The sequence below is a fragment of the Methylorubrum thiocyanatum genome, from assembly GCA_014138645.1.
Taxonomy (GTDB): domain Bacteria; phylum Pseudomonadota; class Alphaproteobacteria; order Rhizobiales; family Beijerinckiaceae; genus Methylobacterium; species Methylobacterium thiocyanatum.
In genome coordinates this window covers 475,127-491,461 of sequence record JACJIB010000004.1, presented here as the reverse complement: position 1 = coordinate 491,461, position 16,335 = coordinate 475,127, and the positions used below count along the sequence as shown (strand labels likewise).

The window sequence follows — 16,335 nt, the reverse complement described above, 5'->3', positions numbered from 1 at the left end:
CGCCTGCCGCCGGGGCTTCCTGTCAGGGGCGACGGGTCGTCACCCACGCCGGCTCAGCCTCCCTCACGAAGGCCCGGTCTCCGCCCGCCGCCCTTGCGGGCGCGGCGGGCGTTTCAAGAGAGACACTCAGAAGAACAGCGTCGTGTTGAGATAGCCGTAGAAGGTGTCGCCCGTATCCGGCGCGTTGGGAGCGTTGCGCAGGAAGTCGCCCTTGGCGAGGTAGGCCAGCCCGGTGTCGAGGATCATCTCGTTGGGGATGATCCAGTAGCGCAGGCGGCCCTCGATCTGGTGGCCGGCGAAGGTGCCGGAGCGGCCGGTGCGGTCGCGGATCAGGGTCGCGGCGAAGGTGTCGGTGGCGCTCTCCAGCCAGAGCGGGCGGTAGGCGATGAAGGCGTCCCAGACCGGGCTCGGGGTGATCTCGGCGCGGATCGAGGGCGAGATCAGGTTGGCGCGCTGGACCGGGCCGTAGAGGCCGGTCGGGCCGTACTCGAAGCGCCGGGCGCCGAACAGCGTATCGAAGCGGGTGAACTTGCCGTCGTTGTTCCGGTCGCCGCTGGCATGGTCGTAATGCAGCGACAGCCTCGGCTTCCATTCATGGTCGAGGGTGTAGCCGACCTCGGCATGGACGAAATAGGCCGAGACGGTGAGGTCGCGCTGGTCGGCGGCCGCGGCGGTCTCGCGGGCGAGACCGGTCTGGTAGATCCCCTCGAAATCGTAGTCGAACTCGCCGACCCGCGGCTGGCGGGCGAGCCGCAGGCCGGGGGTGAACAGGCGCCGGTCGCGGGTCTGGACCGAGCGCAGGCCGGTGCCCGAATCCTGCTCGTAGAGGCCGTAGCCGTAGAGCTCGAACGTGCCGCCGAAGATGTTGGCGAAGGTGTAGGAGGCGCCGAAGAGCTGCAGGTTCAGGCTCTCGCGGTCGAACTCGATGCCGTTGTCGAGGATCCCGTTGAGATCGTCGGGCAAACGCGTGTGCGGCATCACCCACAGCGCCGTGAACTTGTCCTTGCCCAAGCCCTGCCAGTCGAAGCTCACGCCGGTATAGGCGTTGATGGTGTTGCGGAACTGCTGGCGCGAGACGAGGCGGCGCGAACCGATGTTCTTGGTGAAGCGGCCCACCGTCAGGCTGCTCTTCGAGCCCTCGCCGCCGAGATCGCCCGTATCGAAGTTGAGGTACGCCTGGCCCGGTTCGAGGGCGTTGATCTCCGTGGTGAAGGCGGAGGAGTTGCGCTGCTGGAAGTAGCCGCGGCTGTCGAACAGCTCCACGCCGAACCGCACCGGTCCCTTGATCCCGTATTCCACGTAGAGCGTGGTGAGATACGAGTTCAGGATGTCGTTGGCGGGGAAGGTCGGAACCGGGCGGAACTGGTTGGCGATGCCCTCCACCCGCGGCCGGAACGAGCCGCTGATGCGCCAGTTCTCCGGCTCGCCGAGCGCCCGGTAGAGGAAGTTCGGCGGCTGGGCCGGCTGGGCCGCGAAGTAGGGCCCGTCCTGTTTCTTGCGGGATGCGGTAATCCCCGCCTGCACCTTTGCGGTCGCGACCTCCGTGGCGGTCGGAGCCGGTCCGGCCAGAAATCCGCTCTGGGCGAGGGCGGGGCTGGCGAGGGCAAGGGGAGGAATAAAGGCGCCGGCAAGCAACGACGCGCACAGAACCGATCGCTTCACGACACCGCCTCCTGTTCTTCCGCAGAGTTCGTTCGGGGCCGGCTAGAGATCGCCTAGACTGGTATACCAGTGCAAGGACCCCCGCTTTGATCGATGCATTTTGTCGGCGGAGCCATGAATCCGCCGATCCCGCAGCAACGGGTTTTCCACATGGAGGCACACGTCCAAAACGGAACGAAATCAGGGATTTGAACTGCGTCTTTTAATCCCTGGAATGCCTTCGTCCTTTGTCCCCCGTCTGCAACGGCCCGGACGAAATCCCGTGATGACCTGAATTTTTCGGGATTAAATCGATTTGCTCTTCTCGGGCCGTCCGCTGGGGGGCAGGTCTCTCAATCTCTCCGTGCAGGGGGCATCGGCATAGGGATCGGCAGGGGCGCTTCGCGGCCGAGCCCGCCCGATCCGGCGCCCGCGCATCGAGCCGTCCCGTCGGCACGATCAGTTCCTCCGCTTCATCCTGGCCGGTCGCGTTCCGGGGGGAAGTGCGGCTGAAACGTCACAGGCCGGCGCCGATCCGCGGCAACGTGCGATTGTGCGTGACGCATCAAATATAGATTTGTATCGTATCAGTATTGAACAAGCTTCTCTAGGGTTGCCTAGGGATAAATCAGGTTTGCACAACGGTTATGCAGTCGTGCCCTAGGCCATCGTCATGCCTCCTCAAGGAGGCGGCATGGCAGGCGACGCGGCGCTGTGAGGGGGCGGGACGGATGGTGGAGGTCCGGTGGATGGGGCGGGTTGCAACGGCGGGTCTCGCGGGCGCCGCGATCGCCGTCACGGCCGCGACGGCCGTCGACACCGCCCGGGCGGCTGACCTGCCCGTCAGGAAGGCGGTTCCGATCGAATACGTTCGGGTCTGCAGCGCGAGCGGTGCAGGCTTCTTCTACATCCCCGGGACCGACACCTGCCTGCGCGTTTCGGGCCGCGCCCGCTTCGAGGCCGGGTACATCCCGGTCCAGAACCGCACCAACAGCGCGGGCGACCTGTCGCAGTACCGCGGGCTGTTGCGCATGAACGTCGATGCGCGCACGCAGACCGGCTACGGGACCCTGCGCGCCTTCCTGCGCGTGGAGGCGGCGAGCCGCGTCGGCGTGACCATGGCGTCGGGCACCCAGCAGCGCATCGGCAACGCCTTTCCGGCGACCGGCCAGGACGCGCTCGGCCGGGTCCAGAACTACGTCGTGACCGACAAGGCCTTCGTTCAATTCGCCGGGCTGACGGCGGGCCGCGCCGCCTCGTTCTTCGACTTCTACGCCCACGATTACGAGCTGAGCGGCGCGACGGCGGGGTCGGACATGCCCTCCACCAACCTCCTGGCCTACACGTCCAAGATGGGGGAGGGCTGGTCGGCGACGCTGGCGATGGAGGATCCGAACCTCCGCAAGAACCCGTTCTACGCCGCTTCGGCCGCCCCTACCGGGACCATCCCCGGCCAGAGCGGCCTGAACAACATCTTCGTCACCGCTCCGAGCCCCGTCATCCTCGGCACCAACGCCAACGGTACCGCCAACACCGCCGCCTTCGTCGACACGGTTCAGCGCTCGCGCATGCCGGACTTCGTCGGGGCGCTGCGCTACGATGCGGGCTGGGGCTCGGCCCAGCTCTCGGCTGCCGTCAAGGACGTCAATATCGGCGGCTTCATCGCCAATTCCGGCATCTCCACCCTGACCGCCGCGCCGGGTTCCGCGACGGGGCCGGTGGGCGCCGGCGCCGCCGCAGCCCTGCTCGCCGCCCGCGGCATCGCATCGGGATCGCAGACCGATTACGGTTGGGCGGTGCAGGGCGGCCTCAAGCTCAACCTGCCCTGGCTCGCCTCCGGTGACGGGATCTACCTGCAGGGCGCCTACGGCGAGGGCGCGCTGGTCTATACCGGCTACTCGTTCTTCACCGGCTACTATAGCAGCCAGCTCACCCCGGTGCAGGGCGGCCCCTTCGTACAGGCCCTGGCCGACGCGGTGATCAACCCGCTGACCGGCCGGATCGACCTGTCGAAGAGCTTCACGGCGGCCGCCTCGCTCCTGCATTACTGGACGCCCGAATGGCGCTCCGCCGTCTTCGGGAGCTACGGCGAGGTCGGGTTTCGGCGCGGCACGCGCGAGGCGTTCAGTCTCGTCAACAGCCTCGTCGGCTCCACCGCGCCGCCGATCGGTGCGGCCTTTGCATCCAACCCGATCCTGCGCGACACCTACCAGATCATCGCCGGCGCGAGCCTGATCTGGTCGCCGGTCAAGGATCTCGATATCGGCATCGAGGGAATCTATCTCGGCACCGGCCTGCTCGGCGGGCGCGACGCCGACGTGACCCGCCCGGTCACCCTGAACGGCCTGCCGGTCTATACCGAGAATCGCTACGACACGACGCAGATCCGCATCAGGGTCCAGCGCGACTTCTGAGGGTCCGCCCGCCGACGGCCCCCGGGAAGCGGCGCGTCGCGCCGATGGTCTGGGCTTTGCCTCGGCGCGCCTGTCCGGATCGGATGACAAGCGCTTCGCTCAGCATCACTATGCGGTTCAGATCGCGTGCCCGTCACGCATGTCGTCCCGGCTGCAACGGGGCGGTCGTCGTCAGAGGAAGGTCCGCCGGATGCACCTGAGTCACGCGCTTCTCCTCGCCGCCCTCGCGATTTCGGCGGCCACCGCGCCGGCCCGCGCGCAGGAGTTGAGCGGAACCCTCAAGAAGGTGAAGGACACCGGCGCGATCACCATCGGCTACCGCGACGCCTCGGTGCCGTTCTCCTATCTCGACGGGAATCAGAAGCCGGTGGGCTACGCCTTCGAGATCTGTCTCAAGGTCGCCGACGCGGTCAAAGCGCATCTGAAGCGCGACACGCTGGAGGTGCGGCTCAATCCGGTCACCTCGGCCACCCGCATCCCGCTGATCGCCAACGGGACGATCGACCTCGAATGCGGCTCGACCACCAACAACGCCGACCGGCAGCGGCAGGCCGCCTTCACCAACACCCATTTCCTCACCGCGACGCGCTTCGTCGCCAAGCGGGAGAAGGGGCTCGACAAGACCGACGACCTCAAGGGCCGCACCGTGGTCTCGACCTCGGGCACCACCAACATCCGCCAGATCAACGAGATCAACACCGCCCGCGGCCTCGGGATGCGGATCCTGCCGGCCAAGGACCACGCGGAAGCCTTCCTGATGGTCGAGACCGGACGCGCCGACGCCTTCGTGATGGACGACGTGCTGCTCGCCGCCCTCGTCGCCGGCTCGAAGACGCCCGAGGCCTACGCGATCTCCTCGGAGGCGCAGTCGCGGCCGGAGCCCTACGGCATCATGCTGCGCAAGGACGATCCGGCCTTCAAGGCCGTGGTCGATGCCGCGACCGCCGCGCTCTACAAGAGCCCGGAGGGGCGGGCGCTCTACGAGAAGTGGTTCACCCAACCCATCCCGCCGCGGGGCATCAACCTGAAGCTGCCGATGAGCGAGGCGATGCAGAAGGTCTTCGCCAACCCCAGCGACAGCCCGGACCCGGCCGCCTACTGACTGCCCCGACCGAAGCGGATGGCCTGCGCCCGATGATCTGTCGATGACCTACACCTGGAACTGGGGCATCTTTTTCGAGCCCTCCCCCGAGGGCGCCGGCACCTATGCCGACATGCTGCTCTCGGGGCTGGCCTGGACGGTGGCGACCGCGCTCTGTTCCTGGATCATCGCCTTCGCCCTCGGCTCGGTGGTCGGCGTGATGCGCACGCTGCCCTCGCGGGCGGCCAACGCGGTCGGTGCGGCCTATGTCGAGGGGTTCCGCAACGTGCCGCTGCTGGTGCAGATGTTCCTCTGGTACTTCGTGCTGCCGGAGTTGCTGCCCCGCGATCTCGGTACGGCGGTGAAGCAGATGCCGGACGCGCCGTTCTATACGGCGGTTCTGTGCCTCGGCTTCTTCACCGCCGCGCGGGTGGCCGAGCAGGTGCGGGCGGGCCTCCGTTCCCTGCCGCGGGGGCAGACGCAGGCGGCCCTCGCGCTCGGCCTCACGCGGGCGCAGACCTACCGCCACGTGCTCCTGCCCAACGCCTACCGGATCATCCTGCCGCCGCTGACCTCGGAATTCCTCAACAACCTCAAGAACACCTCGGTGGCGCTCACCATCGGCCTGTTGGAACTCACGGCGCGGGCCCGCGCGATGCAGGAATTCTCGTTCCAGGTGTTCGAGGCCTTCACCGCGGCGACGCTGCTCTACGTCGCCCTCAACCTCGTGGTGATCGCGGGCGCGACGCTTCTGGAGCGGCGCGTCGCCGTGCCGGGAGGGCGCTGATGTTCGGACAATTCGACCTCTCCGTCATCCGCGACGCGCTGCCCTACCTGTTCGCGCAGGGCATGGTGTTCACCCTGACGCTGACCGCGCTGGCGGCGAGCGGCGGCCTCGTGCTCGGCACCGGGCTGGCGCTGCTGCGGCTGTCGGGCGTGCCGGGCCTGACGCACGCGGCCAAGCTCTATGTCGAGCTGATGCGGGCCCTGCCGCTGGTGCTGGTGATCTTCTGGTTCTACTTCCTCGTGCCCTATCTCGGGGCCTGGGCGATCGGCTCGGACACGCCGATCCAGGTCGGGGCGTTTGCCAGCGCGCTCGTCACCTTCACCCTGTTCGAGGCGGCCTACTTCTCCGAGATCGTGCGGGCGGGCATCCAGTCGATCCCGAAGGGCCAGGGCGCGGCGGCGCGGGCGCTCGGCATGAGCCCCGCGCAGGCGATGCGGCTCGTGGTGCTGCCGCAGGCGATGCGCAACATGCTGCCGCTCCTGCTGACGCAGACGATCGTGCTCTTCCAGGACACCTCCCTCGTCTACGTGCTCTCGCTGACCGACTTCCTGGGAGCGGCCTCCAAGGTGGCGCAGCGCGACGGGCGGCTCGTGGAGATGTACCTGTTCGCCGCGCTCGTCTACTTCGCGATCTGCTTCGCGGCCTCGCTGCTGGTGCGCCGGCTCCAGGCCCGCACGGCGATCGTCCGGTGAGAGGGCAACACGATGAGGGTGGGCCGATGACCTCAGCGCCGCAGCCGGCCGAAGCGGGCGGCCCGATGATCGCCATCGAGGCGGTGTCGAAGTGGTACGGCGAGGTCCGCGTCCTGACCGGCTGCACCACCGCGGTCGCCCGCGGCGAGGTGGTGGTGGTCTGCGGCCCCTCGGGCTCGGGCAAGTCGACGCTGCTCAAATGCGTCAACGCCCTGGAGCCGTTCCAGGAGGGGCAGATCACCGTCGACGGCACGCGGGTGCGGGACCGGGCCACCAACCTGCCGCGGCTGCGCGCCCGGGTCGGGATGGTGTTCCAGCATTTCGAGCTGTTCCCGCACCTGAGCGTCATCGACAACCTCACCCTCGCCCCGCGCAAGGTGCTCGGGCGCTCGCGGGCGGCGGCGACCCAGCGCGGCCTCGATCTGCTGGCCCGCGTCGGACTCTCGGCGCATGCGGAAAAACATCCGGGCCAGCTCTCGGGCGGGCAGCAGCAGCGGGTGGCGATCGCCCGTGCGCTCGCCATGGACCCGGTGGTGATGCTGTTCGACGAGCCGACCTCGGCCCTCGATCCCGAGATGGTCGGCGAGGTGCTCGACGTGATGGTGGAGCTGGCCCGCGACGGCATGACCATGATGGTCGTGACCCACGAGATGGGCTTCGCCCGCAAGGTGGCCGACCGGGTGGTGTTCATGGATCGCGGCGAGATCGTCGAGGATGTGGCGAAGGACACCTTCTTCGACCGGCCCCGCAGCGAGCGGGCTCAGCAGTTTTTGTCGAAGATCCTCGCACATTGACGCCGATATCTCGGCGCCGGCTCTCCCCGTCGCGGCGTTCCGGTCGTAGAGTAGCGCCTCGTACGGCGGCAACCGGGCCCCGCTTCCGTACGTTGTTCGAGTTTGGGGCGTTGCTCGAGTCGATTCGGATGGCGCCGCTCCGTGCAATCGGGTCGGCATCCGATTGAAGCGGGACGGTTTTTCCATACAGCGCTGTTTCGATGCCGCGTTACTTCTTCGATATCAACGACGGCACGGATCTGCAGGACGAGGTGGGCCGCGAGATCCGGGATCCGCTCGCCCTGCGCCGCGAGGCCCTGCGGGTGATGACGACCCTGATGGCCGCCGAGGCCGAGGACAGCCAGGATTGCACCCTGGTTCTGACCGTGCGCAACGGCAGCGGCGACAGCGTGATGACGATCCGCCTCGTGTGCCAGATCGACGACGCTTGAGGCCGGCCGGCCTCAAGGCTCGCGCCCCGATCAGGCGCGGTCCGACGAAGTCTCCGACGACGCCCTGACACCCGGCCGGCTCTCTCCCCCGGACTCGCCCGGGGGCGGCGTCTCGCGGTCGAGATCGATCAGGAGCATGTCGAGCAGGACGCGGAGCCGGTGAAAGCCCGAGGCTGGAAGCTTCGCGCGGGCGGCCACACACAGCGCGGCCACCTCGGCGATGGCATCAGCGTCGTTCGTCGGCATCGTCCTTCCCGGATCGGAGCGTATTGGGCGCTTACAAGAGGCTAATCCGGACAGCAAGATTGTGCAATGTGGCAGAATCGCGAGTAGATTTCTCCATGGTGAATAGAGTCTGACAGCTAGTCGCCAGGATGTCGGGCGAGCCCGTGAATTGTACGATCAAAACATCGTGTTTTGTATCGATCTGCCTTGACAGTGCCTTTTAAGGTGCGACCGAAGCTTGGGGCCGGGTTGCGCGTGTCAGGTCGGGAGCGCAAGGGCGAGGCTTTCGCTGCACGTTTTCTCCGATGGTCAGAACAGCGAGATGAGGACGATGCCCGCCACCATCAGGGCCGCCCCGCCCAGTCGCGAGGGGCCGGCGGGCACCCGCTTCATGCCGACCCAGCCGAAATGGTCCAGCGCCACCGAGGTCAGCAGGTTGGCGGTGATCAGCAGGCCGTTGAAGGCGCCCGCGCCGACCTTGTCGACGAACAGCAGGCCGGCGAACACCGCCACGGCGCCCGCGAGGCCGGCGAGCGGCATCCACCAGCGCACCCCCTCGACATCCGTCCGCTGCGGCAGCGGCTTCGGCCGCAGCAGGAAGACCAGCACGAAGACGAACACCACCGGCAGGAACGAGACCAGGGCCGCGAGCCACGGATTGACCAGGGCCCCGCGCAACTGCGCGTTCCAGACCACGCCGACCGCCTGCAGGGCGCCGGCGACGACGATGAAGGGGTAGAGCAGCCGCGGGTTGAGGCCGTGCCCCGCCTCCGCCTCGTCCGACTCCTGTCCCGATTTCTGCCCCGATTTCTGCCCCTTGTCGGGGGTGACGCGGGCGATGAACGTCACGCCGACGGCCATGAGCAGCCCGCCGAGCCAGGGCATCGGCTTGAAGCCGCCGCCCGGCAATCCGAACAGGCCGAGCGAATCCATCGCCAGCGAGGTCAGGATGTTGGCCGTCAGGGTCAGGCCGTTGAAGGGGCCGGCGCCGACCTTGTCGACGAAGGCGAGGCCGCCGAACACCGCCACCGCCCCGGCCACGCCGCCGAGCGGCGCATACCACGGCATCGCCGCCAGCGTGTCGAGGCTCGGCAGCGGCGTCGGCATCACGAGGAACAGGGTCGCGAAGACGAAGACGATCGGCAGGAAGGAGACGGAGGCCGCCAGGAACGGGTTGACGAGGCGCCCCCGCAACTGCGCGTTCATGGAATTGCCGAGCGCCTGCAGCGCGCCGGCCACGATGATGAAGGGGTAGAGAAGGGCGGCACTCACGCGGGTCGGCCTCCGGATCGGAGAGGGGCGGGGATCAGACGAGCAGCAGGGCCGCAAGCGCGAGGACGAGCGCGGGCGGCATGACGAGCGCGCCGAGCTTCAGGAAGGCCCAGGCGGAGACGTCCTCGCCCTCGCGGCGAATCGCGGTGAGCCAGAGGATCGTGGCGAGCGAGCCCGTGACCGAGAGGTTCGGCCCGAGATCGACGCCGATCAGGATCGCCCCCGCGACCGTGTCCGGCACATGCGCGGCCTGCACCGCGGCGCCCGCCAGGAGGCCCGCCGGCAGGTTGTTCACGAGGTTCGATCCGAAGGCGACCAGCGCGCCGCCGGCCCAGGCCGTGGCGGCGGGATCACCCTGCGCGGCGTGCCCCAGCCAGTCGGCGAGCCGCGTCAGCAGGCCCGTCTTCTCCAGGGCCTCGACGAGGACGAAGAGCCCGGCGACCAGGGGCAGCACGCCCCAGGAGACGTCCCGGGCGACCTCGACCAGCCCGCCCCGGTTGATCGCCAGCACGACGAGGGCGGTGGCCAGACCGGCGAGGAAGGTCGGCAGGCCGAGTTCGATCCCGGCGGCCGAGGCGCCGATCAGGGCCGCCCCGGTGGCGACGATGCCGATGCCCGCGATCGTGCCGCCGCGCCCGAGGGCCGGGATCGCGATGTCGGCGGCGACCGTCTCGGCCTTCAGCCGCGCGTTCTGGGTCAGGCGCAGGACGGCGTAGGTCGCGCCGATGGCGAGGACAGAGGGCAGGGTGAAGGTGGCGAGCCATTGCGAGAGCGGCGGCATGTGCTCGGCGAAGACGACGAGGTTGGCCGGGTTCGAGATCGGCAGCACGAAGCTCGCCGCGTTGGCGATGAAGGCGCAGACGAACAGGTAGGGCAGGGGCTGCTTCACCCCCGCGGCCCGGGTCGCGGCGAAGACGGCCGGGGTCAGCACCACCGCGCAGGCATCGTTGGAGAGGAAGATCGTCACCACCGTGCCGACGACGTAGACGAGGGCGAACAGCCGCGTCGCCGACCCCTTGGCGGCCCGCACCGCATGGGCGGCGAGCCAGTCGAACAAGCCCTCCTTCCGGGCGATCTCGGAGAGCAGCATCATGCCCACGAGGAACAGGTAGACGTCGGTGCCCTTGGCCACGCCCTCCAGGGCGGCCTGCCAGGGGATCAGTCCGAGCAGGACGAGGAGGGCTGCGCCGAGCACCGCCCAGATCGCTTCGGGCCAGGCGAAGGGGCGCAGGATCACGCCGAGGGTCGCCAGCGCGGCGATGCCCCAGGTCGCGAGGTTCGGGGTCAGGCTGAGCGCGCCCATCGGCGTCCGGTGTCCTTTTCCGTGTGGTTCGAGAGAGCGTGAGGAGCGCTTGCCGAGACGCGGGCCGGGCTGCGGATCACCATTGCCGCCCGTTCCGGTTCGGGCCGAGCTGCGTTCCGATCAGGCCCTTCTCCGGCCAGGCCCCGACCGCATCGGCGTCGCTGCCGATCCCCTTCGAGACCGGGGGCGGCGCGTGAGGGCCGGCCGGCTCGACCGCGTCCTCGTCCGTGCCGCCCTCCGCATCCAGCGCCCGCACCGCGATCCGCCGGGCGCAGGATGCGGAGGGCGGCCCGTCGAGGCGGGCACGATAGCGGCGGTCGCCGTCGCCGGCCTGCATCGGCTGCCAGGGTCCGCCGTCGAGGCTGTACTCGCACCGGGTGATCGCGGCCGATCCGAGGACGATGGCGCGGATCTCCGTGCCGTCCGCGCGAGCGTTCTTGGGCGGCCCCTCGGCGCCGTGGCAAGGGGGCCGGCCATGGTCGTGCAACCCCAGCCGCCGGTCGGCGGGGGCGGTGATCAGGACGAAGGGCCAGGGGCGGTCGAGTTCCTTGAAGCGCCACGCCACCCCGCCGCGATCGAGGGCGGCGATGGCGTAGCCGACCGGCCCCTCCTCGATCTGGCCGGTGGAGCGGCAGGCCGCGTAGACGGTGCGGCCGTCATTGGCGAGTTCGTTGTAGTGGGTATGGCCCATCTCGACGAGGCGGACCGGTCCGCGGTGGACGAGTTCGGCGACGCGGGCCCCCTCGCCCTCGGCCTTCAGGTCGGCCGGGTAGCTGTGCATGAACAGCGCGCAGTCCCGGCCCTCCGCCTCGGCCCCGGCCAGTTCCCGTTCGAGCCACGAGAGCTGTTCGGACCCGAGCCGGAAATCCGGGCCGCCCGAGCCGGAGCCGCAGAGATCGAGGAACAGGCAGCGCGTGCCGGAGACCGTGACGGCGTAGGGCAGGCGCGGCACGCCGAGGCCGGCATAGAAGGCGTCGAGGCTCCCGCCCTCCATGTCATGGTCGCCGGTGATGACGTGGGCCGGCAGCCGCAGGCCGTCGAGGCCGGCGCGGACGAGCGCGTACTGCTCCGGACGGCCGTTGTCGGCGTTGTCGCCGGGCAGGAACACGAAATCGAGCCCGTCGGCCGCGTCGAGTTGGGCGATGAGGGCCCGGTAGTCGCGGGCGTTCCCGGCCTGCGGATCGGTGAGGTGCAGGTCGCCGATATGGGCGAAGACGAGGAGATCGTCGCGTGCGCTCATCGTCGGCCGCCTCCGTCGGGTTATGGGCCGGGGTCCGGGGCCTGGGAACGGTGGCCTGCTTCGCGGAGCGCCCGTCGCGCCGGGATCCGTGTGGGATCCTTGCAGGAGCGATGCCTCGTCCAAGAGGCCCTCACCCCGGCGGCGCACAGGCCCCGTATGGGCAGCCGCCGCTCAAGATGTTCCGGGCCCCTCTGTTCCGACCTAATCCATCACAAAAGTGTGTCTTCGGGAGGCTCGGGCGGAGGATCCGCGCGCCCGACCCCGTCCGGGCCTCGGGCGGGCCCCGGTCCGGTCAGGGCCGATGCCCGCTCGTCCATCGGCGTGTCGCGGCAGGGCGAGGGCAGGGCGGAACAGGGCCCCGGAGCGCCGGTTTCCCGAGGGTCGACCGCACCAGAAAACAGGGAGATCCGCCATGAGGGCCGTGACCATCAAGGCCGTGACCATCGCACTTGCCGGCGCTCTCGTGCTCGCGCCCGCCGCCTTCGCCGCCGAGGGTTCGGGCGCGTCGGGCACCAGCCGCTCCGGCACGGCCGACAGCACGGGGCCGAACGATGCCGGTTCGGGATCGTCGCCCGGGGCGGCCGGAAGCGGCCCCACCTCCGGCGACAAGAGCCGCTCCGGCACCGCCAACAGCACCGGCGCCAACGATGCCGGCTCCGGCGCTTCGCCCGGCGCCAAGGGCCAGGGCCACGAGAGCCGTTGAGGTCTCGCGCGCGCGCCGAGAAACCGTCCGTCTCGCGACGCGACGGCGTGCGAAGCCTTGCAGGACGCCCTGCGAAGGGCCGTCCGGGTTCCCTGCGGTTCCCGGGCGGCCCTTCGCGCTGTCACCCCTCCGGCAGGGAGGAATTGAGCGAAATCAGTCGTTCTTGACGGTGCCGTCCGGGCCGACCTTGACCTCCTGCTCGCGGTCGGTGAGCGCCAGCTTGATCTCGTACTCGACCGCGTTGCCCTCGCGCTCGACCTCGGCCTCGTAGGCCTTGCTGCCGGGGGCCTTCTGCTCGGCGAGCTTGATCGCGTCCTTCAGCGAGACCTTGGCGTTCTGGAAGTCGCTCGCCTTCAGGCGGGTGAAGTAGCGCTCGATCGGCTGGTTCTCGCTCTTGTAGAGGTCGCCCGTGTCGGCGTTGATGCCGTGCTCGACGAGCTTGCCGCTCGGGTACACGACCTTGATCGAGTAGTGCGCCGGGTTCTTGCTGTCGGCCTTCTCGAAATCGGCGTCGATCGCCTTGCCGCCCTTCTCCTCGCCCTCGGCCTTGCCCTCGGCGGTGGCGATCGCCTGGGCGAGGTCGACCTTGGCCGACTTGGCGACCTGCCACTCCTTCAGGTCGCTGTTGGATTTGGTGGCCTCCGTCGCCGTGGGCGCACGGCCGGTATTCTCCGGGTTCTTGGTCAGGTCGGGGTTCTGGGCCGCGGCGAGACCCGTCATCAGGGTCAGCAGGCCGGTGGCGGCGGTGAGGCGCAGGGCGGTCGTCTTCATGGCGGGTGTCCCGTTCTCGGGTTGGTTGGGTCTTCAGAACGGTCCGGGACGCCGCTTGGTTGCGGCGCGTCATGATGCGCGAACAGGCAATCCGGCGCGCGTGAATCCGGGGCCGTACGGGGTTGGACGAGGCCGCCTTGGCCGGCGCGACGCGCGGAACGGGCACCGCGCGCCTTGACTTATATTCATCTCAAAAATAACTAAGACGCAGTTCGGATATAAGCGAGTCGAGGTCGCGTCCATGAGCCCCAGCGAATCCGAGGCCGCCTTCCTGGCGCGCTACGATCCCGCCGATTACGCGCGGCCGGCCGTTGCCGTCGATCTGGTGCTCATGGGGCTCTCGGCCGGGCGTCCCGCCCTCCTGCTCCTGAGGCGCGACCGGCACCCGCATGCGGGGCGCCACGCGCTCCCCGGCGGCTTCGTCGGGATCGACGAGGCGCTGGAGGACGCCGCCGCCCGCGTCCTGCGCGAGAAGGCGGGCGGGGTGCCGGCCCATCTGGAGCAGCTCTATACCTTCGGCGCCGTGGAGCGCGATCCGCGCATGCGCATCGTCACGGTCGCCTATCTCGCGCTCCTGGCCGAGGCCGCCTTCGCCGAGGCGCTGGAGCGCGCGCCGACGCTGAGCTTCGGCACGGTCGCGCTGCCCCGACGCGGCGTGGCGGACGAGGCCGAAGCGGCAGCGCCGGTGACGGTCCTGTCGCCGACGGGCGAGGCGCTGAGGCTGGCCTTCGACCATGCCGAGATCGTCGCGCTGGCGATGCGGCGTCTGCGGGGCAAGCTCGACTATTCGGAGGTCGGCTTCCGCCTGCTGCCCGAGCTGTTCACCCTGCGCCAGCTCCAGGACGTGCACGAGGCGATCCTCGGCACGCCGCTGAACAAGCCCGCCTTCCGCCGCCGGATGCTCGACCGCGGCTGGCTCGAACCCACCGGCCGGTTCGAGACGGGCACCTCCTACCGCCCCGCCGAGCTGTACCGCTTCCGTCCAACCTCCCCCTCGCAAGGAGACTGACATGGCCACGATCCGCCGCTTCGGCGTGCTCTCCCAGTTGCGCAGCGAGGCGAGCCACTACGTCATCCGCTACCGCAACGGCCGTCCGCGCCAGAGCGGGCGCGGGCTCGTCTTCTGGTTCCGCCCCGAGACCGCGAGCATCAGCGAACTCCCCATGGACGACCGCGAGATGACCCTGTTCGTGCGCGGCCGCAGCGCGGACTTCCAGAGCGTGGCGGTACAGGGCAGCATCGGCTGGCACGTCGCCGATCCCGAGCGGCTCGCCGCCCGCGTCGATTTCTCCCTCGACCTGCGCACCGGCCGGCTGCAGGGCGAGCCGGTCGAGCGGATCGAGGCGCGCATCGCCGGGCTCGCCAACCAGACCGTGCTGCAATTCCTCGGGCAGGCGCCCGTGCGCGCCCTGCTCGATGCCGGGCCGGAATCCCTGCGCGGGCAGTTGCAGGCGGCGCTTGCCGCCGAGCCGTCGCTCGCCGAGATCGGCGTCGCGGTGGTCTCGGTGCGGCTCACCAACCTCGCCCCGTCGAGCGAGCTGGAGCGCGCCCTGCAGACGCCGACCTACGAGGCGCTGCAGCAGAAGGCCGACGAGGCCACCTTCGCCCGCCGGGCGCTCGCCGTGGAGAAGGAGCGCGCCATCGCCGAGAACGAACTCGCCACCAAGACCGAGCTCGCCCGGCGCGAGAGCCTGCTGATCGCGGAGGAGGCGCAGAACGCCCGCAACCGGGCGCAAGGACGGGCGGAGGCGGAAGGGATCGCGGCCGGTGCCGAGGCCGAGCGCATCCGCGTGGTCGAAGGGGCGCGGGCCGAGGCCGAGCGGGCGCGCATCGCGATCTACCGCGACGTGGCGCCGGGCATCCTGCTCGGGCTGGCCGCCCAGGCGCTGGCGGGCAAGCTCGACACGATCGAGCACGTCAACGTCACCCCGGACCTGCTCGCCACCGTGCTCGGCGAGGTCCGCCGGCCCGGCGGCCTCCCGGCCCGCTGAGGGAGGAGGCCATGGCCGCGCTCACCCCGCGGGCGGTCTTCGTCACCCGCGAGACCGATTACGAGCTGCTGATCGCCCGCCACGCCACGCGGGGACAGGCCCGCTTCTTCCTGGAGAGCCGTGGTGAGGGCCTGGCGCAGGTCGAGGCCCGCCACGAGCGCTTCCACGCGGTGCTGGCGCGGGCCCGCGCCGCGGTGCCCGACGAATGGCGCCAGGCCCTGGTGCGGCGGGCCGACCTCGACCGCTTCCTGTTCGGGCCGGACGACGTCGTCGTCGCCGTCGGGCAGGACGGGCTGATCGCCAACGTCGCCAAGTATCTCGGCGCGCAGCCGGTGATCGGGGTCAACCCGGCGCCGGACCTCTACGACGGCGTGCTGGCGCGCAACCCCGTCGAGCGGCTCCCCCGGCTGCTGCCGGCGAGCGTGGCGGGCGATGTCGCCCTCGAGCGCCGCACCATGGTCGAGGCGGTGATCGACGGGACGGAGCGCCTGTTCGCCCTCAACGAGATTTTTGTTGGCCATCGCAGCCACCAATCCGCCCGCTACCGGATCGAGGCCGGGACGGCATCGGAAGACCAGTCCTCCAGCGGCCTCATCGTCGCCTCGGGCACCGGCGCCACCGGCTGGGCCCGCTCGATCTCCGAAGCGACCGGGCTCGACCTGTCGCTCGCCCCCGACGAGCGGGCGGTGGGCTACTGGGTCCGCGAGCCCTTCCCCAGCGTCGCCACCGCCACCCGGCTGCGGGCCGGCAAGCTCACCGACGCGGACCTCGTCGTCACCTCGCGGATGAACGAGGGCGGCGTGGTCTTCGCCGACGGCATCGAGCAGGATTTTTTAGGGTTCGGCTGGGGCCGGCAGGTGCGGATCGCCCCGGCCGACCGGGTGCTGCACCTCGTGACGGGCTGACGGGACGGCGGCCGGCGTGTTCGGGAACACCGGTTCCCCGGCCGCTCATCCCGTATATGGACCTTGTGCGGGACGTCCGGTCGGG

Annotated in this window: 16 protein-coding genes; 10 read left to right on the top strand and 6 right to left on the bottom strand. The window is 69.8% G+C overall.

Translation table 11 applies throughout. The features are described from left to right. Positions 1–126 precede the first annotated feature (126 nt). Entirely contained in the window at positions 127–1,662 is a 1,536-nt protein-coding gene (locus HNR51_RS13525; RefSeq protein WP_182555245.1) for an alginate export family protein, read from the bottom strand. 728 nt (positions 1,663–2,390) lie between these two features. Here HNR51_RS13525 and HNR51_RS13520 point away from each other — a divergent pair. From HNR51_RS13520 to HNR51_RS13495, 6 genes are all read left to right on the top strand, one after another. After that, on the top strand, positions 2,391–4,055 hold the full coding sequence (locus HNR51_RS13520) for a porin (RefSeq protein ID WP_182555244.1): 1,665 nt from the start codon (positions 2,391–2,393) through the stop codon (positions 4,053–4,055). A gap of 190 nt (positions 4,056–4,245) precedes the next feature. Then, positions 4,246–5,157, top strand: a complete 912-nt coding sequence (locus HNR51_RS13515) for an amino acid ABC transporter substrate-binding protein (protein WP_182555243.1) — start codon at positions 4,246–4,248, stop codon at positions 5,155–5,157. 43 nt (positions 5,158–5,200) lie between these two features. After that, complete coding sequence (locus HNR51_RS13510; protein WP_141953349.1) at positions 5,201–5,923, top strand: amino acid ABC transporter permease; 723 nt, start codon at positions 5,201–5,203, stop codon at positions 5,921–5,923. After that, positions 5,923–6,615: an amino acid ABC transporter permease gene (locus tag HNR51_RS13505; RefSeq protein ID WP_182555242.1), complete on the top strand. Its 693-nt coding sequence runs from the start codon at positions 5,923–5,925 to the stop codon at positions 6,613–6,615. The genes HNR51_RS13510 and HNR51_RS13505 overlap by 1 nt, the downstream gene beginning before the upstream one ends. Before the next feature lie 65 nt (positions 6,616–6,680). Then, complete coding sequence (locus tag HNR51_RS13500; protein ID WP_085985431.1) at positions 6,681–7,409, top strand: amino acid ABC transporter ATP-binding protein; 729 nt, start codon at positions 6,681–6,683, stop codon at positions 7,407–7,409. Between the two features lie 200 nt (positions 7,410–7,609). Continuing rightward, on the top strand, positions 7,610–7,840 hold the full coding sequence (locus tag HNR51_RS13495) for a DUF6894 family protein (RefSeq protein WP_012456147.1): 231 nt from the start codon (positions 7,610–7,612) through the stop codon (positions 7,838–7,840). 30 nt (positions 7,841–7,870) lie between these two features. Here HNR51_RS13495 and HNR51_RS13490 read toward each other — a convergent pair whose 3' ends face one another. The 4 genes from HNR51_RS13490 to HNR51_RS13475 form a co-directional block, all read right to left on the bottom strand. Then, positions 7,871–8,086, bottom strand: coding sequence for a hypothetical protein (locus HNR51_RS13490; protein WP_182555241.1), 216 nt, complete (start codon positions 8,084–8,086; stop codon positions 7,871–7,873). Positions 8,087–8,374: 288 nt separating this feature from the next. After that, positions 8,375–9,337 carry a DMT family transporter gene (locus HNR51_RS13485; protein ID WP_012456149.1) on the bottom strand — a complete coding sequence of 321 codons (963 nt, stop codon included), beginning with the start codon at positions 9,335–9,337 and terminating at the stop codon, positions 8,375–8,377. Positions 9,338–9,371: 34 nt separating this feature from the next. After that, positions 9,372–10,640: an arsenic transporter gene (locus tag HNR51_RS13480; RefSeq protein WP_182555240.1), complete on the bottom strand. Its 1,269-nt coding sequence runs from the start codon at positions 10,638–10,640 to the stop codon at positions 9,372–9,374. Between the two features lie 76 nt (positions 10,641–10,716). Further along, positions 10,717–11,880 carry a metallophosphoesterase family protein gene (locus HNR51_RS13475; protein WP_182555239.1) on the bottom strand — a complete coding sequence of 388 codons (1,164 nt, stop codon included), beginning with the start codon at positions 11,878–11,880 and terminating at the stop codon, positions 10,717–10,719. A gap of 427 nt (positions 11,881–12,307) precedes the next feature. On the opposite strand from HNR51_RS13475, the gene HNR51_RS13470 reads away from it, so the two are divergent. Then, on the top strand, positions 12,308–12,583 hold the full coding sequence (locus tag HNR51_RS13470) for a hypothetical protein (RefSeq protein WP_041372140.1): 276 nt from the start codon (positions 12,308–12,310) through the stop codon (positions 12,581–12,583). Positions 12,584–12,736: 153 nt separating this feature from the next. Here HNR51_RS13470 and HNR51_RS13465 read toward each other — a convergent pair whose 3' ends face one another. Continuing rightward, positions 12,737–13,354 carry a PepSY domain-containing protein gene (locus HNR51_RS13465; RefSeq protein WP_141953360.1) on the bottom strand — a complete coding sequence of 206 codons (618 nt, stop codon included), beginning with the start codon at positions 13,352–13,354 and terminating at the stop codon, positions 12,737–12,739. 241 nt (positions 13,355–13,595) lie between these two features. Between HNR51_RS13465 and HNR51_RS13460 the strand changes: the two genes are divergently transcribed. Genes HNR51_RS13460 through HNR51_RS13450 form a run of 3 tightly spaced genes read left to right on the top strand, consistent with a single transcriptional unit; the run spans position 13,596 to position 16,250 of the window. Further along, positions 13,596–14,363, top strand: a complete 768-nt coding sequence (locus HNR51_RS13460; protein WP_182555238.1) for an NUDIX domain-containing protein — start codon at positions 13,596–13,598, stop codon at positions 14,361–14,363. A 1-nt stretch (position 14,364) separates the two neighbouring features. Then, positions 14,365–15,345 carry an SPFH domain-containing protein gene (locus tag HNR51_RS13455; RefSeq protein ID WP_182555237.1) on the top strand — a complete coding sequence of 327 codons (981 nt, stop codon included), beginning with the start codon at positions 14,365–14,367 and terminating at the stop codon, positions 15,343–15,345. Positions 15,346–15,356: 11 nt separating this feature from the next. Further along, positions 15,357–16,250 (top strand): NAD(+)/NADH kinase, encoded by an 894-nt coding sequence (locus HNR51_RS13450; RefSeq protein WP_182555236.1) that lies wholly within the window; start codon positions 15,357–15,359, stop codon positions 16,248–16,250. Positions 16,251–16,335 lie beyond the last annotated feature (85 nt).